The sequence below is a fragment of the Ramlibacter sp. AN1133 genome (genome assembly GCF_037890035.1).
Lineage (GTDB): Bacteria > Pseudomonadota > Gammaproteobacteria > Burkholderiales > Burkholderiaceae_C > Ramlibacter.
This window is the reverse complement of sequence record NZ_JBBKTQ010000017.1, coordinates 86,162-106,411: the sequence shown is the minus strand read 5'-3', so window position 1 is coordinate 106,411 and position 20,250 is coordinate 86,162. Positions and strand designations below refer to the sequence as shown.

Annotated in this window: 19 protein-coding genes; 9 read left to right on the top strand and 10 right to left on the bottom strand. The window is 70.5% G+C overall.

The window, feature by feature from the left end; genetic code table 11:
* Window positions 1-45: 45 nt before the first annotated feature.
* Together WG923_RS21185 and gloB are read right to left on the bottom strand one after the other, a co-directional pair.
* Window positions 46-1,611, bottom strand: a complete 1,566-nt coding sequence (locus tag WG923_RS21185; RefSeq protein ID WP_340352982.1) for a transglycosylase SLT domain-containing protein — start codon at window positions 1,609-1,611, stop codon at window positions 46-48.
* Complete coding sequence (gene gloB, locus WG923_RS21180; RefSeq protein WP_340352981.1) at window positions 1,608-2,381, bottom strand: hydroxyacylglutathione hydrolase; 774 nt, start codon at window positions 2,379-2,381, stop codon at window positions 1,608-1,610. The genes WG923_RS21185 and gloB overlap by 4 nt, the downstream gene beginning before the upstream one ends.
* Between gloB and WG923_RS21175 the strand changes: the two genes are divergently transcribed.
* From WG923_RS21175 to WG923_RS21150, 6 genes are all read left to right on the top strand, one after another.
* On the top strand, window positions 2,380-3,168 hold the full coding sequence (locus WG923_RS21175; RefSeq protein WP_340352980.1) for a class I SAM-dependent methyltransferase: 789 nt from the start codon (window positions 2,380-2,382) through the stop codon (window positions 3,166-3,168). The two genes, gloB and WG923_RS21175, sit on opposite strands and share 2 nt — an antisense overlap.
* Window positions 3,165-3,611, top strand: coding sequence for a ribonuclease HI (gene rnhA, locus WG923_RS21170; protein ID WP_340352979.1), 447 nt, complete (start codon window positions 3,165-3,167; stop codon window positions 3,609-3,611). Before WG923_RS21175 ends, rnhA begins: the two co-directional genes overlap by 4 nt.
* 174 nt (window positions 3,612-3,785) lie before the next feature.
* Complete coding sequence (locus WG923_RS21165; protein ID WP_340352978.1) at window positions 3,786-5,147, top strand: efflux RND transporter periplasmic adaptor subunit; 1,362 nt, start codon at window positions 3,786-3,788, stop codon at window positions 5,145-5,147.
* Between the two features lie 16 nt (window positions 5,148-5,163).
* Window positions 5,164-8,316, top strand: coding sequence for an efflux RND transporter permease subunit (locus WG923_RS21160; protein WP_340352977.1), 3,153 nt, complete (start codon window positions 5,164-5,166; stop codon window positions 8,314-8,316).
* 179 nt (window positions 8,317-8,495) lie between these two features.
* Complete coding sequence (locus WG923_RS21155; RefSeq protein ID WP_340352976.1) at window positions 8,496-8,780, top strand: MoaD/ThiS family protein; 285 nt, start codon at window positions 8,496-8,498, stop codon at window positions 8,778-8,780.
* 1 nt (window position 8,781) lies between these two features.
* Entirely contained in the window at window positions 8,782-9,864 is a 1,083-nt protein-coding gene (locus tag WG923_RS21150) for a WD40/YVTN/BNR-like repeat-containing protein (protein ID WP_340352975.1), read from the top strand.
* Between the two features lie 29 nt (window positions 9,865-9,893).
* Here the strand turns inward: WG923_RS21150 and WG923_RS21145 are convergent, their stop codons facing one another.
* The 4 genes from WG923_RS21145 to moaA all read right to left on the bottom strand — a co-directional run bounded on the left by WG923_RS21145 (window position 9,894) and on the right by moaA (window position 13,437).
* Window positions 9,894-10,256 carry a hypothetical protein gene (locus tag WG923_RS21145; RefSeq protein WP_340352974.1) on the bottom strand — a complete coding sequence of 121 codons (363 nt, stop codon included), beginning with the start codon at window positions 10,254-10,256 and terminating at the stop codon, window positions 9,894-9,896.
* A gap of 142 nt (window positions 10,257-10,398) precedes the next feature.
* Complete coding sequence (gene moeA, locus WG923_RS21140) at window positions 10,399-11,667, bottom strand: molybdopterin molybdotransferase MoeA (protein WP_340352973.1); 1,269 nt, start codon at window positions 11,665-11,667, stop codon at window positions 10,399-10,401.
* Entirely contained in the window at window positions 11,664-12,278 is a 615-nt protein-coding gene (gene mobA, locus WG923_RS21135; RefSeq protein ID WP_340352972.1) for a molybdenum cofactor guanylyltransferase MobA, read from the bottom strand. The genes moeA and mobA overlap by 4 nt, the downstream gene beginning before the upstream one ends.
* 43 nt (window positions 12,279-12,321) lie before the next feature.
* On the bottom strand, window positions 12,322-13,437 hold the full coding sequence (gene moaA / locus WG923_RS21130; RefSeq protein ID WP_340352971.1) for a GTP 3',8-cyclase MoaA: 1,116 nt from the start codon (window positions 13,435-13,437) through the stop codon (window positions 12,322-12,324).
* Window positions 13,438-13,683: 246 nt separating this feature from the next.
* On the opposite strand from moaA, the gene WG923_RS21125 reads away from it, so the two are divergent.
* From WG923_RS21125 to WG923_RS21115, 3 genes are read left to right on the top strand one after another with little or no spacing between them, the layout of a single operon-like run.
* Complete coding sequence (locus WG923_RS21125) at window positions 13,684-14,394, top strand: hypothetical protein (RefSeq protein WP_340352970.1); 711 nt, start codon at window positions 13,684-13,686, stop codon at window positions 14,392-14,394.
* Window positions 14,395-14,396: 2 nt separating this feature from the next.
* A complete protein-coding gene (locus WG923_RS21120; protein WP_340352969.1) occupies window positions 14,397-15,569 on the top strand; it encodes a M48 family metalloprotease in 1,173 nt (390 codons plus the stop codon).
* Window positions 15,566-16,186, top strand: a complete 621-nt coding sequence (locus tag WG923_RS21115; protein ID WP_340352968.1) for a hypothetical protein — start codon at window positions 15,566-15,568, stop codon at window positions 16,184-16,186. The genes WG923_RS21120 and WG923_RS21115 overlap by 4 nt, the downstream gene beginning before the upstream one ends.
* A 15-nt stretch (window positions 16,187-16,201) precedes the next feature.
* On the opposite strand, the gene WG923_RS21110 is transcribed toward WG923_RS21115, so the two are convergent.
* The 4 genes from WG923_RS21110 to WG923_RS21095 form a co-directional block, all read right to left on the bottom strand.
* Window positions 16,202-16,780 (bottom strand): hypothetical protein, encoded by a 579-nt coding sequence (locus tag WG923_RS21110; protein ID WP_340352967.1) that lies wholly within the window; start codon window positions 16,778-16,780, stop codon window positions 16,202-16,204.
* A gap of 2 nt (window positions 16,781-16,782) precedes the next feature.
* Entirely contained in the window at window positions 16,783-17,967 is a 1,185-nt protein-coding gene (locus tag WG923_RS21105; RefSeq protein WP_340352966.1) for a M48 family metalloprotease, read from the bottom strand.
* Window positions 17,964-18,695 (bottom strand): hypothetical protein, encoded by a 732-nt coding sequence (locus tag WG923_RS21100; RefSeq protein WP_340352965.1) that lies wholly within the window; start codon window positions 18,693-18,695, stop codon window positions 17,964-17,966. Before WG923_RS21100 ends, WG923_RS21105 begins: the two co-directional genes overlap by 4 nt.
* Before the next feature lie 117 nt (window positions 18,696-18,812).
* Window positions 18,813-20,246 carry an aldehyde dehydrogenase family protein gene (locus WG923_RS21095; RefSeq protein WP_340352964.1) on the bottom strand — a complete coding sequence of 478 codons (1,434 nt, stop codon included), beginning with the start codon at window positions 20,244-20,246 and terminating at the stop codon, window positions 18,813-18,815.
* Between the last annotated feature and the right edge of the window lie 4 nt (window positions 20,247-20,250).

Below are 20,250 nucleotides of genomic sequence, written 5' to 3'. Positions count from 1 at the left end.
GCGGTTACATCGTGACGCGGGCGCTTTACCCGCGTCGCACCTGGCTCAGCGGCGCTTCTTCTTCGCCACCGCCGGCCGATGGGCCGCCCCGCGCGTGCTTGCCTTCACGGGCGCGCCGCGGGTGGAGGTCCGCACGACGGCCTTGCCCGGAACGCGCACCGCGGCGCGCGCCACCGCGCGCACGGGCAGGTGCAGCACCACCGGCTGGCCCGGCTTGAAGGCGGCCGAGGCAGCGATGTGGTTCCACTCCGCGACCTGCGCGGGGCTGAGCTTGTAGCGGCGCGCCATGGTGGCGACGGAATCGCGCCGGCCGGCCTTCACCACCGTGCGGCGGGTGACGATCTCGGGCGCGAGGCTCAGCTGCGCGTTGTCGGCCACGTGCACGGCCACGTCCTTCTGGCTGGCGCTGCCGCGCGGCACGATCAGCACCGAGCCGGCCTTGATCAACATGCGCGGCGGGATGCTGTTGACGGCGCGCAGGTCGCCTTCGTTCATGCCCACGCGGCGCGAGGCTTCGGCGGCGCTCATCGTCGCGGGCGCCGTCCAGGCCGTCCAGGTGGCGTACTTGCCTTCGCTGTGGGCTTCGAAGTTGCGCTTGAAGACGGTGGCGTTGTCCCAGGGCAGCAGGATCTGCGGCGTGCCGGCCGCGAGGATCACCGGCCGATTGAGCTGCGGGTTGAGCGCCTTGAAGTCCTCCAGTTTCACGTCGGCCAGGCGCGCGGCCAGTTCGACGTCCATGTCCCGCTGCAGCGTGACGGTCTGGAAGTAGGGGTGGTTGTTGATCAGGGGCAGTTCGGCGCTGAACCGCTCCGGGCTGGCGACGATGTTCTTGACCGCCTGCAGCTTCGGGACGTAGTTGCGCGTCTCGTCCGGCATCTTCAGGTCGGTGTAGGCGGTGCCGAGGCCCGCACGCTGGTTGCGCTGGATGGCGCGGCTCACGTTGCCTTCGCCCCAGTTGTACGCGGCCAGCGCCAGGTGCCAGTCGCCGAACATGCCGTGCAGCTTCTGCAGGTAGTCCAGCGCGGCGCGGGTGGACTCCAGCACCGAGCGGCGGTCGTCGCGGAACACGTTCTGCTTCAGGTCGAAGTTCTTGCCGGTGGCGGGCATGAACTGCCACATGCCGGCGGCGCGCGCGCTGGAGACGGCCTGCGGGTTGAAGGCGCTCTCGATGAAGGGCAGCAGCGCCAGCTCGGTGGGCATGTTGCGGCGCTCGAGTTCCTCGACGATGTGGAACAGGTACTTGCGCGAGCGGTCCGTCATGCGCTGCAGGTAGTCCGGCCGGGTCGAATACCACTGCTCCTGCTGCCGCACGAGGTCGCTTTCGAGGTTCGGCATCTTGAAGCCGGCGCGGATGCGCGACCACAGTTCCGGGGGCGGCTCGAGCGAGGCCACGGGCAGCGAGCTCAGGTCCGAGCCCTTGAGCGCCGACAGGTCCCCGGAGGGGATTACCGCCGGCAGCGGCGGCGCGGCCTCGGTCGCCTTGGCGACTCGGGCGGGCTGTTCCTTCTTCGCCGCGCCGGCGTCGAGGGTGTCGACTGGCGCCGGTCCGTTCGTGGTGGCGCAGCCGGCAAGAGCCAGCATGGCGGTGAGGGCGAGCAGCTTGTACGTCATCTGAACCCGTTCTTCCATTGGCGCAGGGTCGCGAACACCGCGACCTGGTCTGCTTCGTCCGCCCCGTCGTGATCGTGGGCGGCCCGCGCGACGGCCGGAATGCCGGTGCGCAGGAAAGGATTGATGCTGCGCTCCAGCGCGATGGTCGAAGGCAGCGTGGGCTCGCCATGCGAGCGCCGTTGCTCGCATTGTTGCCGGTAATGGTCCAGCTGCGCGTTTCCAGGCTCGACCGCTGTGGCAAATTTCAGGTTTGAGAGGGTGTATTCGTGTGTACAACACACGCGGGTGGCCCCGGGCAGGGCCGCGAGCTTGTCCAGGGAGTCCAGCATCTGCGCCGGCGTGCCTTCGAACAGGCGCCCGCAGCCGCCGGAAAAGAGCGTGTCGCCGCAGAACAGGAGCGGCGCGCCGTCCATGTCTTTACAGAAGTACGCGATGTGGCCGGCCGTGTGGCCGGGGACATCGAGCACCTCGAACACGAGCCCCAGCGCCTCGATGCGGTCGCCTTGCGCGAGGCGCTGCAGCGGCTGCGGGATGCGCTCGCGCGCCGGGCCGAACACCCGCGCGCCGGTGGCATCGCGCAGGGCGTCGAGGCCGCCGATGTGATCCGGGTGGTGATGCGTGACTAGAATCGCCTCCAGTTGCAGGCCGCTCGCCGTGAGGAATTCCCGCACGGGGTCGGCGTCGCCCGGGTCGACGACCAGCGCCCGCTGTCCGTCGTGCAGCAGCCACAGGTAGTTGTCCTGGAAGGCGGGCAGCGGAATCAAGTTCATGAGCGACGCGATTATAGGAATGCACGAGTGGTTCGAAACCCCGCCCGGCAGGTATCTGCTGGCGTGGGAGCGGGCCGAGTTCGACCGCGCCGTGGCGGACATCTTCGGCTACCACGCGCTGCAGGTCGGGCTGCCCGAGCTCGATGCGCTGCAGGCCAATCGCATGCCGCACAAGTGGCTGGCGCTCAGCGAAGCGCAGGCCGTGAAGGCCCCGGTGAAGCCGGACATCGTCACCAGCTTCAGCGCGCTGCCGTTCGAGGCGAACAGCCTCGACCTCGTGGTGCTGCCGCATTCGCTGGAACTGAACGTCGATCCGCACGCCACCCTGCGCGAGGTGGAGCGCGTGCTGGTGCCGGAGGGCAAGGTCGTGATCTGCTGCATCAATCCCGCCAGCCTCTGGGGCCTGCGCCAGCGGCGCGCGCACGTCTACCGGCGCCTGGGCTTCGGCGAGCTGTACCTGCCCGACGCGGGCGACTTCATCGGCTACTGGCGCCTGCGCGACTGGCTGCGCCTCCTGAGTTTCGAGGTCGAGACCAGCAGCTTCGGCTGCTGGCGCCCGGCGTTCTCCAGCGAGAAATGGCTGGAGCGCTTTTCCTGGCTGGACGCGGTGGGGGAGCGCTCGTGGCCGATCTTCGGCGCGGTGTACTTCATCGTCGCCGTCAAGCGCGTGCGCGGCGTGACGCTCATCTCCCCGGCGTGGAAGCGCGCCAAGCGCCCGGCGACGGCGCCGGTGCCCGTCGCCAACCGCAGCCGGCGCGAGCGGCAGGAACCGACCCTCATCGAATGAACCAGATCGAGATCTACACGGACGGGGCCTGCAAGGGCAACCCCGGGCCGGGCGGCTGGGGCGTGCTCCTGCGCTCCGGGGACAACCAGAAGGAGCTGTACGGCGGCGAGCCCAGCACCACCAACAACCGGATGGAGCTGATGGCGGTGATCCAGGCGCTCGAAGCGCTGAAGCGGCCGTGCGCGGTGACGCTCTACCTGGACAGCCAGTACGTGCTGAAAGGCATCACCGAGTGGCTTCCGGGCTGGAAGGCCAAGGGCTGGAAGACCGCCAGCAAGCAGCCGGTGAAGAACCAGGAGCTGTGGCAGCGCCTCGATGAACTGGTCACCAAGAGCGGCCACAAGGTCGATTGGCGCTGGGTGCGCGGCCACAACGGCCATCCGGGCAACGAGCGCGCCGATGCGCTGGCGAACCTCGGCGTGCTGAGCGTCCAGAAGCGCTGACCGCGGGTCGCGCGCTTTGTAAAGCGGCGGTAAAACGTCCGAACGGAGCGCCGGCGAGACGGGTCTCAGGGGTGGTGCCGATGCTGAGCCGCACACCTGCTGTTACATTGGCGCGATGACCGCCCGCGGGCGGCAGCGCTCGCGCGCAGCAGCATTTTCCACGGATCAGTTTACATGGCATTGAAGTCCCTCCATACCGCGGTCGCGGCGGTCGTGATCGCGGCGGCGTCGGGTGCCGCCTGGTGGTACCAGCAGCCGCACCGGGCCAAGGACGCCACCGGCGAAGCCACCATGCGCGACGCGGCGACGCCCGCGCGGGCGGCCGCGAGCGGCGCGGGCCGGGCGCCTTCCGTGGAAGTCGCGCGCGTGGAGACGCAACGCATCAGCGACGACGCGCAGGCGGTGGGCAGCCTGCGCTCGCGCCAGAGCGTGATCCTGCGGCCGGAAGTGTCGGGCCGCATCACCCAGCTCAATTTCCGCGACGCCGACCGGGTGCGCCGGGGCCAGGTCCTGGTGCAGCTCGACGACCAGCTGCCGCGCGCCCAGGTGCAGCAGGCCGAGGCCGAACTCTCCATCGCCCGCGCCAACCACAAGCGCAACGAGGAACTGGTGGAACAGAAGTTCATCGCGCAGCGCGCGGTGGACGAAAGCGCGGCCAACCTGCAGGTGGCCGAAGCCAAGCTGGCGCTGGCCAGGGCCACGCTGGCGCGCCTGAAGATCGTCGCGCCCTTCGACGGCATCGCGGGCATCCGCAACATCAGCGTGGGCGACTACCTGAAGGACGGCGCGGACATCGTGAACATCGAGGACCTCGACGCGATGTACGTCGACTTCCGCCTGCCGGAGCGCTACCAGACCAAGGTGCGGCCGGGGCAGGTCGCGCTGGTCGACTTCGACGCGCTGCCGGGGCGCCGCTTCAGCGCGCTGATCCACGCCGTGGACCCGCTGCTGGACGCCAACGGCCGCTCGGTGGGGGTGCGCGGCTGCATCGACAACCGCGCCCTCGAACTGCGCCCCGGCATGTTCGCCCGCGTGACGCCGGTGTTCGGCGTGCGCGACGACGCCCGCATCATCCCCGAGGAGGCGATCGTGCCGCAGGGCGGCCGCCAGTACGTGTACCGGCTCGCGCCCGGCCCCGATGCCGGGACGCGGCTGGCGCAGCGCGTGGAGGTCAAGGTCGGCATCCGCCAGCCCGGCAAGGTGGAGATCACCGAGGGCCTGAATGCGGGCGACATGGTCGTCACCGCGGGCCAGCAGCGCATCAAGGAAGACGGCACGCCGGTGCGCGTCGTCGACCTCGCGGGCCGCGGCGGCAACGGCGCGGCCCAGATCGCCGCCGCCGGCGGCGCGGCCGACCCACGCAGCGCCCCGCCCGCTTTCGACATGGTGCCTGCGCGGCCCGGCAATCCCTGCGGCAACATCGCGCTGGCCACGCCGGCGAAGCCCGCGGCCCGCCCGCATCCCCCCGCCGCGCCCGCCCGCCCGGCCGCGCCGCTGCCGCGACCGGAGGCCAAGCGCGCCTCCGTCGCGGGTTGAAGGCCAGGAGCTTTCGATGCAACTGCCCGAGATAGCGATCCGCCGCCCGGTCTTCGCGACCGTGCTGTCGCTGCTGGTGCTGCTGGTCGGCCTGGTCAGCTTCGGCCGGCTGGCCGTGCGCGAGTATCCGAAGATCGACGAGCCGGTGGTCACGGTGAGCGTGAAGTACGCCGGTGCCTCCGCCGAGGTGATCGAGTCGCAGGTGACCAAGCCGCTGGAGGACTCGATCGCCGGCATCGACGCGGTGGACGTGATCACCTCGATCAGCCGCCCGGAGCAGAGCCAGATCTCGGTGCGCTTCCGGCTCGAGAAGGACGCCGATGCGGCGGCCGCGGAGGTGCGCGACCGCACCTCGCGCGTGCGCAACCGCCTGCCGCAGGCCGTCGACGAGCCGGTGATCGCCAAGGTCGAAGCCGACGCCTTCCCGGTGATCTGGCTGGCCTACACCAGCGACAGCCGCAGCGCGCTGGAGATCAACGACCTCGTCAACCGCATCGTCAAGCCGCGGCTGCAGACGGTCACGGGCGTGGCCGACGTGCGCATCTTCGGCGAGCGCAAGTACGCCATGCGCGTCTGGCTCGACCCGGACAAGCTCGCCGGCTACCGCGTGACCACGCAGGACGTGGAGGACGCGATCCGGCGCAGCAACCTCGAGCTGCCGGCCGGCCGCATCGAGTCGCAGCAGCGCGAGTTCAGCGTCACCTCGCAGACCGACCTGTTCCGCCCGGCCCAGTTCGGCGAGATCGTGATCCGCAACGTCAACGGCTTCCCGGTGAAGGTGCGCGACGTGGCGCGCGTGGAGGAGGCCCCGGCCGACGAGCGCAGCGGCATGCGCCTGAACGGCCGCACGGCCATCGGCACCGGCGTGATCCGCCAGGCCACGGCCAACCCGCTGACGCTGGCGCAGGGCGTGCGCGAGATGATCCCGCGCCTGAAGGCCGACCTGCCGCCGGACATCAACATCGACGTGGCGAACGACAACTCGCTGTTCATCGACCGCTCGGTGCGCAACGTCTACCGCACCATCGCCGAGGCCATCGGCCTGGTGGCGCTGGTGATCTTCGTGTTCCTGCGCACCATCCGGGCCTCGATCATCCCGATCGTCACCATCCCGGTGTCGCTGATCGGCACCTTCGCGATGATGGCGCTGGCCGGCTTCACCATCAACACGCTGACGCTGCTGGCGCTGGTGCTGGCCATCGGCCTGGTGGTGGACGACGCCATCGTCATGCTGGAGAACATCTTCCGGCACATCGAGGAGGGGCTGGACCCGTTCTCGGCGGCGATCAAGGGCGCGCGCGAGATCGGCTTCGCGGTGATCACGATGACGCTGACGCTGGTGGCCGTGTACGCGCCGCTGGCCTTCACGCCCGGCCGCACCGGCCGGCTGTTCGTCGAATTCGCGCTGGCCCTGGCCGGCTCGGTGCTGGTCTCGGGCTTCGTGGCGCTGACGCTCACGCCGATGATGTGCTCCAAGCTGCTGCGCCACAACCCGAACCCCACCTGGTTCGACGCGCACATGGAGCGCTGGCTGACGGCGCTGCAGAACGGCTATGCGCGCGCGCTGCGCTGGGTGGTGACGGCGCGCTGGCGGCCGGCGGCCGGCGCGCCGCGCGGCCTGCGGGGCGCGCTGCTGCAGGCGCGCTGGCTGGTCATCGTGGTCATGTTCACCAGCGCCGTGCTGATCGCGCTGGTCTGGCCGTCGATGAAGTCGGAGCTGTCGCCGCTGGAGGACCGCGGCACCATCCTGGCGAGCATCAACGCGCCCGACGGTTCCACGCTCGAATTCACCGACCGCTATGCGCGCGCGCTGGAGCGCATGGGCCAGCAGTATCCGGAATTCGACCGCATCTTCGCCAGCCTGGGCAACCCCACCGTGTCGCAGGGCAGCGTCGTCTACCGCACCATCGACTGGGACGAGCGCAAGCGCACCACGCTGGAGATCGCGCGCGAGCTGGGCCCCAAGTTCAACTCGCTGCCGGGCGTGAACGCCTTCGCGATCACGCCGCCGTCGCTGGGGCAGGGCTTCCGCGAGCGGCCGCTGAACTTCGTGATCCAGACGTCCGACAGCTACGAGAACCTGAACCGCGTGGTGCGCCAGATGCTCGACGAGATCGCGAAGAATCCGGGCATCCAGGGCGTGGATGTCGACCTGCGCCTGAACAAGCCGGAGCTGCGCATCGAAGTGGATCGCGCCAAGGCCGCCGACCTCGGCGTGAGCGTGGAAGTGGTGGCGCGCGCCCTCGAGACCATGCTGGGTGGCCGGCAGGTCACGCGCTACAAGCGCGACGCCGAGCAGTACGACGTGATCGTGCAGACGCAGGCGAGCGGGCGCACCACGCCGGAGGCGATCGACACGATCTACGTGCGCGGGCGCAACGACACCATGATCCCGCTGTCGACCCTGGTGAAGACGCACGAGAGCGTGAGCCCGCGCGAGCTGAACCACTTCGGCCAGCGGCGCGCGGCGGCGATCACCGGCAACCTGTCGGCGGACTATTCGCTGGGGCAGGCGCTCAAGTTCATGGATGACACCGCCTCGCGGGTGCTCAAGCCCGGCTACACCACGGAGCTCAACGGCACCTCGCGCGAGTTCCGCAATTCGCAGGGCGCCCTGGCCATCGTGTTCGTGCTGGCGCTGCTGTTCATCTTCCTGGTGCTGTCGGCGCAGTTCGAGAGCTTCGTCGATCCGCTGGTGATCATGCTGTCGGTGCCGCTGTCGATGATCGGCGCGCTGCTGGCGCTCAAGTGGAGCGGCGGGTCGCTCAACGTGTATTCGCAGATCGGCCTGATCACGCTGGTGGGCCTGATCACCAAGCACGGCATCCTGATCGTGGAGTTCGCCAACCAGTTACGCGAGCAGGGCATGGAGATGGTCGACGCGCTGGTGAAGGCCGCCTCGCAGCGCCTGCGCCCGATCCTGATGACCACCGGCGCGATGGTGCTGGGCGCGGTGCCGCTGGCCTTCGCGCACGGGGCCGGCGCCGAGAGCCGCACGCAGATCGGCTGGGTGATCGTGGGCGGCATGTCGCTCGGCACGCTGTTGACGGTGTTCGTCGTGCCGACCATGTACACCCTGTTCGCCCGCGCCGAAGTGCCGGGCGCGAACAAGCGCGAGGCGAAGGACCGCGCGCACGGGCATGTGCATCCGGACCTGGTCGCGAAGTAGCGAGAAGACCAGACGGCCGGACGCAGAAGGCGCAAAGGGTACGCAGAGGACGCAAAAGAGAAAAAGGGACATTCATCAAGTGGATGTCCTTTTGCGTCCTCTGCGTACCCTTCGCGTCCTCTGCGTCCGGCTGTCCGCCTTCGTACCCGGTATTGACGCCCCCATGACGCCGATGTGCAATGGCTGCCTTCGCCATGCCCACCGTCGAATTCGCTCCCGCGCTCACCCGCCACGTCGCCTGCCCGAAGCAGCAGGTGCGGGCCGACACGCTCGGCGCGGCGCTCGAGGCGGCGTTCCGCGCCGCGCCGGCGCTCCAGGGCTACGTGCTCGACGAGCAGGGCGCCGTGCGCAAGCACGTGGCCGTCTTCCTCAACGGCGACATGCTGCCGCGCGACACGGCCCTGGCGCGCGCGGTTGCCGCCGAGGACCGCGTGATGGTGATCCAGGCGCTCACCGGAGGCTGACATGCAGGACATCCAGGTCGCGACCCGCAAGGGCCTCTTCACCGTGCGCCGCGGCGCCGGCTGGCGCATAGGGCCGCCGCAGTTCCCGGGCGAACCGGTGACGCAGGTCGTGGTCGACCGCGGCGACGGCAACTGGTATGCCGCGCTGCGCCTCGGCCACTTCGGCGTGAAGCTCAAGCGCAGCACGGACCGCGGGGAGAGCTGGCAGGACGTCACGGCGCCCGCCTTCCCGCCCAAGCCCACGGAGGGACCGCTGAAGGACGACACGACGCCCTGGACGGTGGACATGGTCTGGAGCCTCGAAGCGGGTGGCGGGCGGCTCTGGGCCGGTGCGCTGCCGGCCGGCCTGTTCGTCTCGCAGGACCACGGGGAGAGCTGGCAGCTCGTCGAAAGCCTGTGGACGCGGCCGGAGCGGCGCGAGTGGTTCGGCGGCGGCTACGACCACGCGGGCATCCATTCGATCGTGGTGGATCCGCGCGATCCCGCCCACCTGACGCTGGCGGTGTCGTGCGGCGGGGTCTGGCAGACCCGCGACGCGGGTGCGAGCTGGGCGAACACCTCGGAGGGCTTCGACGCCGGGGCCTACATGCCGCCGGAGCGGCGCTTCGACGGCAACATCCAGGACGTGCACCGCATCGCCGCCTGCCCCGCGCAGCCGGACGTGCTGTGGGCGCAGCATCACGGCGGCATCTACCGCAGCGCCGACGGCGGGCGCAGCTGGCGATCGCTGGGCACGCCGGCGCCCAGCGCGTTCGGGTTCGTGGTGGCGGCGCATCCGCGCGATCCGCAGCGCGCCTGGTTCGTGCCCGCGCATTCCGACCAGCAGCGCATGCCGGCGCAAGGACGCATGGTGGTCAACGAGACGCGAGACGGCGGCGCCAGCTTCCGCACGCACGGCGAGGGGCTGCCGGCAAGCGACGCCTATCACCTCGTCTACCGCCACGCACTGGCCTGCGCCGACGACGGCGAGACGCTGGCGATGGGCTCGACGACGGGCGGGCTGTGGGTCAGCGAGGACGGCGGTGCGCGCTGGCAGTGCCTGTCGCGCGACCTGCCGCCGATCGCGGCCGTGCGCTTCGCCTAGCGCTCAGGGCGCTGCGCTTCGCCGGTTGCTCAGTGCACGTCGGGCTCGAAGGCCCGGATCCGGTTGCAGGCTTCGCGCGGCGCCTGGAGCGCCGAGAGGTCGCACACGGTGTTGGCCATGCCGCGGCAGTGGCCCGCTGCCTGCACCCAGACGGCGCGGATGGAGGCGTTGGGTGCGTCCTTGCGGACCTCGTAGCGCTTGGCATGGGCGATCGCCGTGACGCAGGTCCCGACATAGGTGTGGGCGGTCGAACTCCGGTGGCCCATGGCCTTCAGGAGGTCGAGGGACTCCCGCGCGACTTCCTGCGCGGGTGCGCCGCTGCCGAAGCCGGCGAAAGCGGCGCCGCAAAGGGCAAGGAGGGCCAGCGCGCCCCAGAGGAGTTTCTTAAACATGGTTTCCGACGACACAGGTCGTTACATTACTCGGAACCATGGGCCGAGGCCATCCCCCGAACGAGGTAGATGGTGCCTTTCGAGGCGGGACAAACCCTAGGAGCGTGTGCGGCGCCGACTCCTGGGCGGTGGCCACGCGCCCCTAGATGGTGCCCTCGAACATCATCACGTCGACCGGGTCGCCGGCCGCGACGTTGCCCTGGGCGTGGTGCAGGACGATCAGCCCGTTGGCCTGCACCATCGAGCTGAGCACGCCCGAGCCCTGGTTGCCGGTCGTGCGCACCTGCAGCGCGCCGTCGCCAGCGCGCGTGACGATGCCGCGCTGGTACTCGGTGCGCCCCGGCTTCTTGCGCATTGCCTCGGCGCTGCGGGCCTTCAGGTAGACGGGGGCCGTGGCGCGCGCGCCCATCATGCGCAGCAGGGCAGGGCGGACGAAAGCCAGGAACGTCACCATCACGGCCACCGGATTGCCCGGCAGACCGAACAGCGCCGCGTCCGCGATCCGGCCGACGGCCATCGGCCGCCCGGGGCGCATCGCGATCTTCCAGAACGCGACGTCGCCCAGCTTCTTCATCATGGCCTTGGTGAAGTCGGCCTCGCCGACGCTCACGCCGCCGCTGGTGATGATGGCGTCCGCGCGCGCCGCGGCTTCGCGGAAGGCCTGCTCCAGCAGCGCCGGCTCGTCACGGACGACCCCGAGGTCGATCACCTCGCAGCCCAGGCGCGTGAGCAGCCCGTGCACCGTGTAGCGGTTGCTGTCGTACACCGCGCCTTCGCGCGGGGGCTCGCCCAGGCTCAGGATCTCGTCGCCCGTGGAAAAGTACGCCACGCGCAAGCGCCGGAACACTTCCACGCGGGCGATGCCGAGGCTGGCGACCAGGCCGCAGGCCGCCGGCCCCAGGCGCTCGCCCGCGGCCAGCGCGGGGCGGCCTTCCATCAGGTCCTCGCCCTTGTGTCGGCGGTTGTCGCCCGGCTGCAGCAGGCCCGCGGGCACCTCGATGCGGCCGTCGGGCAGCGTCTTCGTGAACTCCTGCGGCACGACGGTGTCGAGGCCCGCCGGCATGATCGCGCCGGTCATGATCTTCACGCACTGGCCGGGGCCGGCCTGTCCCTGCCAGGCCTTGCCGGCCAGCGCCGTGCCCGCGACCTGCAGCTGCAGCGGCGCGGCACCCAGTTGCGCGCCGGCGAAGGCGAACCCGTCCATCGCGGAGTTGTCGTGCGGCGGCACGCTGATGGGCGAGACGAGGTCGCGCGCCAGCACGCGGCCGAGGGCTTCGAACACGCCCACGCTCTCGGTCTGCGCCACCGGCGTCACCAGCCGCGCGAGGAATTCGCCGACGGCGTCGGCGCTCAGCGCCTGCGGGTCGTAGCCTTGCAGCTGCGCCGCGATCTGCTCGATCGACAAGCTCACGGCGATTGCTCGAGCCGGTGCAGCTCGGCCAGCGTGTTGGCGTTGAAGAAGGCCGACGGGTCGTCGCCCGGCCGGTCGAAGGGCACCACCACGGTCTTGTGCTGGCCGGTCCAGGCGTCGATCTTGCGGCCGCCGCCCTGCGTGAAGCGCACCAGGTCTTCCATCAGCTCGTGGCGCATCAGCGAGAACACGGGCTGCGTGCGCACCGTCCCGTCCTCTTCCCCTGCCGCCGCCATGGCGATCTCGGCGTCCTCGCGTTCCAGCGCTTCGGCCAGGCGGGCGACGAAGTCCTGCGGGAACAGCGGTGTGTCGCAGGGCACCGTCACCAGGTACTCGGTCTCGCAGCGCTCCAGCCCGGTGAGGAAGCCCGCCAGCGGGCCGGCGTAGTCGCCGATGCCGTCGGGCCAGACCGGCACGCCGAAGGATTCGTACGCCGAGAGGTTGCGGTTGGCGTTGATCATCACCTCGCCCACCTGCGGCGCCAGGCGCAGCATCGTGTGCAGCGCGAGCGGCATGCCGCGGAAGTTCTGCAGGCCCTTGTCGACCCCGCCCATGCGCGTGCCGCGGCCGCCCGCGAGGACCAGGCCGGTGATGGCGTTCTTCTCGATCATGGCGGCGATGTTACCCGCCGGGCGCGGGTGGGAGCCCGGGTAACTATCCGCCGATGTAGCTCATTTCGACCCGGCGCCGGCCGCTGCCCTCGTCGGCGGCCATGGTGCCGCGCAGCTCGGAATAGCGGTCGTCGCGGCCCTGCCAGATGTGGCCGATGGCGGAGGCCAGTTCCTCGTCGGTCGCGTTGCCGCGCAGCAGCGAGCGCAGGTCGTAGCCGTTGCCGGCGAACAGGCACAGGTAGAGCTTGCCCTCGGTGGACAGGCGGGCGCGGTTGCAGTCGCCGCAGAAGGCCTGCGTGACGCTGCTGATGAAGCCCACTTCCCCGGCGTCATCGGCGTAGCCCCAGCGCTCGGCCGTCTCGCCCGGCGCGTTCGGGTCGAGCGGCACCAGCGGGAATTCGGTGGCGAGCCGGGCGCGCACTTCGGCCGAGGGCATCACTTCGTCCATGCGCCAGCCGTTGGTGGCGCCCACGTCCATGTACTCGATGAAGCGCAGCACGATGCCGGTGCCGCGGAAATGGCGCGCCATCGGCAGGATCTCGTGCTCGTTGGTGCCGCGCTTGACGACCATGTTGACCTTCACGGGCCCCAGGCCCGCCTCGCGCGCGGCGGCGATGCCTTCCAGCACCTCGGCGACGGGGAAGTCGACGTCGTTCATGCGGCGGAACACGGCGTCGTCCAGGCCGTCGAGGCTGACCGTCACGCGCTGCAGGCCGGCGTCCTTGAGCGCGCGCGCCTTGCGCGCGAGCAGGGAGCCGTTGGTGGTGAGCGTCAGTTCGGGCGGCGTGCCGTCCACGGTGCGCAGGCCGGCCAGCTGTTCGACCAGGATCTCGATGTTCTTGCGCAGCAGCGGCTCGCCGCCGGTGAGGCGGATCTTGTGCACGCCGTGGGCGAGGAACTGGCGGGCCAGGCGCGTGATCTCCTCGAAGCTCAGCAGCGACGCATGCGGCAGGTACTGGTAGTTCTTGTCGAACACCTCCTTGGGCATGCAGTAGCTGCAGCGGAAATTGCAGCGGTCCGTGACGCTGATGCGCAGGTCGCGCAGGGGGCGCCCGCGCGCATCCGCCACCAGGCCGGTGGCGGGGACCGGCCGCGCGGGCAGCACGGCGCGCAGCGCCGCCAGGCGCTGGTCGACCAGCGGGATCACGCGTTCAGCCATGCCCCCATTGTGAGGCTGGCCGCATACCCGACCAAGTCCCCGGTTTCCCCTGCCTTTTCCCCGCTCGCAAACCCTTGTGGGCGAAAAGGCACGGGCGCGTGAAAACTGGGCGAGGCTGGGCAGTTTTGCGCCGGGCGGCCTGCGGGCACTGGACCTCGCGCCGGCGCTGCATACAGTCGCACTGTTGCCGTTTTCCGGTGCGGGTTTTTTCGGGTTCCCGCCCGGTCCCAGAGGCAGGAGTACCACATGCCCCCTTGGCTTTCCCACATCACCCGACCCTTGCTGGTGGCCACGCTGCTGCTGGCGGGGGCGGCCTGGGCCGACGAAGCGTCCAGGCACCTGGCCCCGGGTTTTTCCACGCGCGCCGCCGGCTCGAAGCTGGTGGTCGTGCCCGCCGACATGGAGCTGTATTCGATCAGCGCCGGCGGCGTGGTCGAACCGCGCGCCGACTGGACGGAGGCGGCCCAGAAGAACTTCGTGCAGGCCCTGGACACGCAGGGCAAGCTGCTCGGGCCCGACGTGGCCCGGATGGAGCCCGCCGCGGCCGACGAACTGGCGGAGGTCCTCAGCCTGGAGCGGGCGGTGGCCAGCGCCATCGCCATGCACCACCGCAACGGCGACATGAAGCTCCAGACCAAGGGCGACAAGCTCGACTGGTCGCTGGGCGATGCGGTCAAGCCCCTGAAGGAGCGCACCGGCGCCGACTACGCGCTCTTCACCTGGGTGCGCGACACCTATGCCAGCGGCGAGCGCAAGGCCGCCATGCTGGCCATGGCCCTGATCGGGGCGATCAGCCTGGGCGGCGAGCAGGTGGGCCACGCCTCGCTGGTGGACCTGAACACCGGCCGCGTGGTGTGGTTCAACGAGATCAGCCGCATGCGCGGCGACCTGCGCGAGCCCGAGCCCGCCAGGGAGACGGTCGACGCCCTGCTCAAGGACTTTCCGGTGCTGAAATGAACATGAACGATCGACGCGCATTCCTGCGTTCCGCCTGCCGCCATTGCGTCGGCCTGGGCGCGTTCGGCGGCCTGTCCGCCCTGGCGGCGGACCTCTCCCTGGTGAAGGTGCCGCAGCGCTTCGGCCGGCCGGCGGCCGACACCGACGAAGGCGGCCTGTGGGGCCTGATGGACCGCGAGGAGCAGCGCGTGCGGCGCAGCCCCGTCACGATCCACGACAAGGCCTTCCGGCAGTACGTGCAGGACCTGGTGTGCAAGCTGGCGGGCGACTTCTGCCCCGACGTGCGCGTGTACCCGGTGCGGGTGCCGCACTTCAATGCCTGGATGGCCCCCAACGGCATGATGGTCGTGTGGAGCGGCCTGATGCTGCGCGCCGAGAACGAGGCGCAGCTGGCCGCCGTGCTGGGCCACGAGCTCGGTCACTACATGGAGCGCCACACCGTGGAACAGCTGCGGGCGCAGAAGGAGCACGCGGTGCTCAGCACGCTGGTCGGCCTGGTCGGCGGCGTCGGGACCTTCCTGGGGCAGATCGGCCTGTCGGCCAGCATGTTCGCCTTCTCGCGCGACCACGAGAGCCGCGCCGACCGCATCGGCGTGCGCCTGATGAAGCACGCGGGCTACGACGGGCGCGAAGCGGCGAACGTCTGGGACAACCTGCTGCAGGAACTCAAGGTCACCGGCGGCAAGGACGCCGGCAAGAGCGGCGACATGTTCGACACCCACCCGACCAGCGCGGGACGGCGCGACGAGCTCCTGGCCCTGGCCGGCAGCGACGGCGGCGACAAGGGCGAGGCGCGCTACCGCCAGGCGATCGCGCCGCTGCGCCTGGGCTGGCTGCAGGACGAGATCAAGCGCGGGCAGTACGAGGAAAGCCTGGTTCTGTTCGATCGCATGCTGGCGCGCGATCCGCAGGACGCGGAGGCCCTGTACGCGCGCGGCGAGGTCTACCGCCTGCGGGAGGACGGCGGCGACACCGAACGCGCACTGGCCGACCTGGACCGCGCCAGCCGCCTGCCGAAGCCGCCGGCCGAGGCCTTCCGCTCGCTGGGCCTGGTGCACAAGCAGCGCAACGAACCCGTGGCCGCGGCCCAGGCCTTCCAGAGCTATCTCGCGCAGGCGCCGCAGGCCGGCGACGCGGCGATGGTGCGCTCGTACCTCACGGAGCTCAGGCCATGAAGCGCCTGTCGATGCTGCTGGCGGCCGTGCTGCTCGCGGCCTGCACCTCGATGGCCAAGGTGGAAGGCGAGCAGGTCGTGGGCGAGCGCCTGGTCGTCAACGTGCCGGGCGCCTGGAACCGGGTGGTCGACCGCTCGGAGCAGCCGCCCTACGAGAGCTGGACGCAGCAAGGCATCCCGCTGGACCACCTGCGCCTGTGGAGCGGCGTGCGTCCCGGGCAGCCGCTGCTGACGAAATGGGCGACGTACTCCCGCGCCGCCGACGCGAAGGATCCGCGCGTGCCGACCTTCCGCACCGGCCTCACGCCGGAGAAGCTGGTGCGGCTGTTCGAGGAGGTGTACGCCACCTCGGGCACGGTGAACATCACGAAGGTGGAACCGACGCTGTTCGCGGGCCAGAAGGGCGTGCGCTTCGAGTTCACGCTGGCGCGCCGCTCCGACGACCTGGACCTGCGCGGGGTGGCCTGGGTGGCCGTGCGGCCCGACCCGGTGTGGGGCGAGGAGCTGTACGCCGCCAGCTTCGTCGCGCCGAAGCTGTCGTTCTACGAGCGGCTGCTGCCGATGGCCGAAGCGGTGGTGAAGTCGGCGCGGGTGCGCACGGCGGCGGCGCGCTCCTAGCGCCTGCCCCGGCGGCTACTTGAACATCGCCGTCTTCACGACCGCCTCCGCCTTCGGCGCCAGGCGCTTGAAGAAGGCGAGGTCCGGCGCGTGGTACGTGGCCGCATAGAGCTCCCCGTTGCGCTCGGCGGCCCAGCCCAGGCCGCGCACCTGCAGGTCGGTCTTCTTCGCGATCACCAGGAACTCGAAACGCACCCCCTGGGCGCCGGCGAAGGTGCCCGGCTCGATCCGCGTGATCTTCACCTGCGAGCCGTCGGCGGCGTACATGATCTCGAACAGGCTTACCAGCTGGTCGGGCGTCATCTTCCCCGTGAAGGTCGGTGCGCGCGCCGCCTTCTGCCCCGACGGTGCCGGCGGCAGCACCATGATCGGCTTGCCCGCCTGGACGCCGGCCCACAGGCGCAGCTGGTCGAGGGACGCGCCCTCCTGCGTCCAGACCTCGTAGGGCTGGCCCGGATAGCTGAGCCTGTTCCAGGCCTCGGGCAGCTTGACCGCCAGCTTGTCGCGCACGACCTGGTCGCCTTCGACCTTGACGATGGGCGCCGCACAGCCGGCCACGAGCGCGACCAGCAGGATGGCAAGAAACTTCTTCATGGTCATTTCACTTCCGTAAGGTAAGACTTGATGAGGCCGGCATCGCCGGCCTCCGGTGCCAGGGTCAGGTACTTCTCGAACGCCGCATTGGCGGCGGCGGCATCCTGCCGCCTGCGTTGCAGCAGGCCCAGGGAACGGAACAGTTCGGGCGGCGCCTTCGCGAGTCCGGCGCCCTGCTGCAGGTCGGCCAGCGCCGGGGCGACATCCTCGTCCTGGCCGCGCTGGCGCAGCGCCTCGCCGCGCGCATAGAGGAACTCGGGGTCCGCCGGGCGCAGCTTCAGCTTGCGGTTGAACAGCTCGAGGCTCTCCTCGAACTGGCCGCGGCGCAGCTCCTCCTGCAGCCAGTCCAGCCGATGCGGCGCCATCACGCGATCGAGTTCCTCGGCGCCCAGCTTGCCGCCGCCGTCGCCGGCGATCTTCAGCAACGCGTCGCGGCGATCGCCGGCGGGCGGGTGCGAGGCGAACATGACGCTGCGCGTGCCGACGTCCTCGCCGCCGCGGACCTTCAGCTCCGCCAGCAGGTCGTCCCAGATCTGCGCAGCCTGCCGGCCGTCGTAACCGGCATTGCGCAGCAGGCGCATGCCGACCTCGTCGGCGCGCGTTTCCTGGTCGCGCGAAAAGCCCATGGCACTGGCCGCGACGCCCAGGGCGGCCAGCGCGCCGGGCAGGCCGAACAGCGCCAGCGCCGTCACGGCCGCGGCCTTGTTCTTCAGGTCGCGCAGGCGCTCCGCCGTGTGCCGCTCGAGGTAGTGCCCCAGCTCGTGGCCCAGCACCGCGGCCAGCTGCGCCTCGTTGTCCACCCGCAGCAGCAGCCCGGACCAGACCTGCATCGAGCCGTTCGGTGCCATCGAGGCATTGAATTGCGCCGTGCGCACGACGTACACGCGCACGTCCTCGCAGTGTTCGCCGCCCAGGCGGCACACCACATCGCGCAGGTACGCGGTGAGCACGGGATCGCGCACGACCAGCGGGCTGCGCCGCAGGCGGGTCTCCTCGCGGTCCATCATCGACCAGAGGCCGCCTTCGTCGGTGTCGAGCGCCGGCCGGGCGAAGCGCGGGGGCGACTTCCACTCCGGCGGCGCCTGCGCGAACGCCGCGGGGGCGAGTCCCAGCGCACCGAACCCGGCGCAATGCCGGCAGGCGGAGCGCAGGAAGGCGCGCCGACCCGCCAGGTCGGCGGCGCTCATCGGAGGGCCGGGAAGGTCTTGAGCAGCGCGTCGACGGTCTCTTCCGCCGCCTTGGGTTCGCGCAGGTCGCCGGAGGCCCGCGCGAGGTTGTTGAACCACACGATGCGGCCGGTCTTCAGGTCCACCAGCGAGGCATAGCCGATCTGCTGGCCGCCGGCGGGGACGATGGCCATGCCGAATGCCGCGCCGACGATCATGGTCGCCACCATCGCGGCCTTGCGTTCGGCGCTGGCGTAGCTGTCGCGCACCCAGAAGAAGAGGGCGTAGTCGGCGCCGGTGCGATCGTGCAGCGGCTTCACGGCCTCGCCGAGCGTCCAGTCCAGGGCATCGTTCTTGGTGGGCAGGGGCGGCATCTTCATCATGTGGTGCGCGAACACCGCCTCGGCCACGGTGCCGTGCAGCGCATTGAGCTGCCCGAGTTCGTCGAGCTCGGCTTCCTTGAGTTCCTGGGTGTTGCGGCCGACGATTTCGGTGCGCGCCGTCAGGGCCGCGCGGAAGTACTTCTGCGCGGCGTCCGTCCAGTCGGCGCGGGGTTCGAGCACGCCGCCGCCGCTCATCGAGAACAGCTCCATGTCCGCCGGGACGATCACCAGCCTGGAACTGATGGCGCGGGTGGTGAAGCCGGGCGCGAGGTTGCGCGAGGGCGCCTGCGCCTGGGCCGTGCCCGCGAGGGAGGCCAGGACGAACAAGGACACCGCGAAAGCGGCGCGGATACGACGACCGTGCATCTTGACTCCAAATAAACCGTTGGAAACGATTCTAGGAGCGCGCCTTCACGATCCCGGTGAAGTCGGTCACATCCGTGCGCTTCTCTCTTGCGAGCGTGCGCTTCCCGCCACAGGGCTTCAGCCGTGCTTGATGGCCACCGTCTTCAAGGTGGTGAACCCGTACAGCGCCTCGAAGCCCTTCTCGCGCCCGTAGCCGGAGGACTTCACGCCGCCGAAGGGCAGTTCCACGCCGCCGCCGGCGCCGTAGTTGTTGATGAACACCTGGCCGCTCTTCACGCGGCGCGCCATGCGCAGCTGGCGCGCGCCGTCGCGCGTCCAGACGCCGGCCACCAGCCCGAAGTGCGTGGCATTGGCGAGTTCCACCGCATGGTCCTCGTCGCGGAAGCTCATGGCCGCGAGCACCGGGCCGAACACTTCCTCCTGCGCCAGCCGGTGCGTCACCGGCACGTCGCGCAGCAGCGTGGGGGCCTGGTAGAAGCCGGACTCGGGCGCCTCGTCGACCACCGTCCCCTGCGCCACCATCGGGATGCCGGCGTGCTGCGCGTCGGACAGGAAGTCCCACACGCGCTGCTGCTGGGTGGCGCGGATCAGGGGCCCCACGTCGAGGTCCATGGCCGCGGGGCCGACGCGCAGCTTCGTGAAGGCCTCGCCCAGGCGCTCCAGCAGCGGCTCGTAGAGGCTCTGTTCGACCAGCAGGCGCGAGCCGGCGGAGCAGGTCTGGCCGGCGTTCTGCACGATCGCGTTGATCACCACGGGCAGGGCCGCGTCGAGGTCCGCATCGGCGAACACGATCTGCGGGCTCTTGCCCCCGAGCTCCAGCGTCACCGGGCAATGCCGCTCGGCCGCTACCTGCTGGATGATCGTGCCCACGCTGGGACTGCCGGTGAAGCTGATGTGGTCCACGCCGGGGTGGCGCGCCAGCGCATCTCCCACTTCATGGCCGTAGCCCGTGACGATGTTGATCGCGCCGGGCGGGAAGCCCACTTCCGCGGCGAGCTGTGCCACGCGCAGCAGCGACAGGCAGGCGTCCTCGGAGGGCTTGACCACGCAGCAGTTGCCCGCCGCGAGCGCGCCGCCGACGCTGCGGCCGAAGATCTGCATCGGGTAGTTCCAGGGGATCACGTGGCCGGTCACGCCGTGCGGCTCGCGCCACGTCAGCACCGTGTAGCCTTCCTGGTAGGGCAGGGTCTCGCCGTGCAGCTTGTCGCAGGCGCCGGCGTAGAACTCGAAGTAGCGCGCCAGCGCCACCGCGTCGGCGCGGGCCTGCTTGGTCGGCTTGCCGCAATCGCGCTGCTCGAGGGCGGCCAGTTCGTCCACCCGCTCCGAGACCTTGAGCGACAGGCGCATCAGCAGGCGGCCGCGCTCCGCGGCACTGAGCTTGCTCCAGGGGCCTTCGAAGCACTGGCGCGCGGCCTTCACCGCCGCGGCGATGTCTTCGGCCGTGCCGCGCTGGATGGTGTCGAAAGTCTGGCCGTCGGAGGGGTCGATGACCGGCAGGGTGCGCTCGGAGGAGGAACGCACGGGCGCATTGGCGATGAAATGGGACTGCATGGCG

Excerpts from the sequence above, each read along its gene's own strand:
- WG923_RS21185 (WP_340352982.1), bottom strand. The coding sequence starts at position 1,611 with ATGACGTACAAGCTGCTCGCCCTCACCGCCATGCTGGCTCTTGCCGGC.
- WG923_RS21175 (WP_340352980.1), top strand. The coding sequence starts at position 2,380 with ATGAGCGACGCGATTATAGGAATGCACGAGTGGTTCGAAACCCCGCCC.
- gloB (WP_340352981.1), bottom strand. The coding sequence starts at position 2,381 with ATGAACTTGATTCCGCTGCCCGCCTTCCAGGACAACTACCTGTGGCTG.
- rnhA (WP_340352979.1), top strand. The coding sequence starts at position 3,165 with ATGAACCAGATCGAGATCTACACGGACGGGGCCTGCAAGGGCAACCCC.
- WG923_RS21165 (WP_340352978.1), top strand. The coding sequence starts at position 3,786 with ATGGCATTGAAGTCCCTCCATACCGCGGTCGCGGCGGTCGTGATCGCG.
- WG923_RS21160 (WP_340352977.1), top strand. The coding sequence starts at position 5,164 with ATGCAACTGCCCGAGATAGCGATCCGCCGCCCGGTCTTCGCGACCGTG.
- WG923_RS21155 (WP_340352976.1), top strand. The coding sequence starts at position 8,496 with ATGGCTGCCTTCGCCATGCCCACCGTCGAATTCGCTCCCGCGCTCACC.
- WG923_RS21150 (WP_340352975.1), top strand. The coding sequence starts at position 8,782 with ATGCAGGACATCCAGGTCGCGACCCGCAAGGGCCTCTTCACCGTGCGC.
- WG923_RS21145 (WP_340352974.1), bottom strand. The coding sequence starts at position 10,256 with ATGTTTAAGAAACTCCTCTGGGGCGCGCTGGCCCTCCTTGCCCTTTGC.
- mobA (WP_340352972.1), bottom strand. The coding sequence starts at position 12,278 with ATGATCGAGAAGAACGCCATCACCGGCCTGGTCCTCGCGGGCGGCCGC.
- moaA (WP_340352971.1), bottom strand. The coding sequence starts at position 13,437 with ATGGCTGAACGCGTGATCCCGCTGGTCGACCAGCGCCTGGCGGCGCTG.
- WG923_RS21125 (WP_340352970.1), top strand. The coding sequence starts at position 13,684 with ATGCCCCCTTGGCTTTCCCACATCACCCGACCCTTGCTGGTGGCCACG.
- WG923_RS21120 (WP_340352969.1), top strand. The coding sequence starts at position 14,397 with ATGAACGATCGACGCGCATTCCTGCGTTCCGCCTGCCGCCATTGCGTC.
- WG923_RS21115 (WP_340352968.1), top strand. The coding sequence starts at position 15,566 with ATGAAGCGCCTGTCGATGCTGCTGGCGGCCGTGCTGCTCGCGGCCTGC.
- WG923_RS21110 (WP_340352967.1), bottom strand. The coding sequence starts at position 16,780 with ATGAAGAAGTTTCTTGCCATCCTGCTGGTCGCGCTCGTGGCCGGCTGT.
- WG923_RS21105 (WP_340352966.1), bottom strand. The coding sequence starts at position 17,967 with ATGAGCGCCGCCGACCTGGCGGGTCGGCGCGCCTTCCTGCGCTCCGCC.
- WG923_RS21100 (WP_340352965.1), bottom strand. The coding sequence starts at position 18,695 with ATGCACGGTCGTCGTATCCGCGCCGCTTTCGCGGTGTCCTTGTTCGTC.
- WG923_RS21095 (WP_340352964.1), bottom strand. The coding sequence starts at position 20,246 with ATGCAGTCCCATTTCATCGCCAATGCGCCCGTGCGTTCCTCCTCCGAG.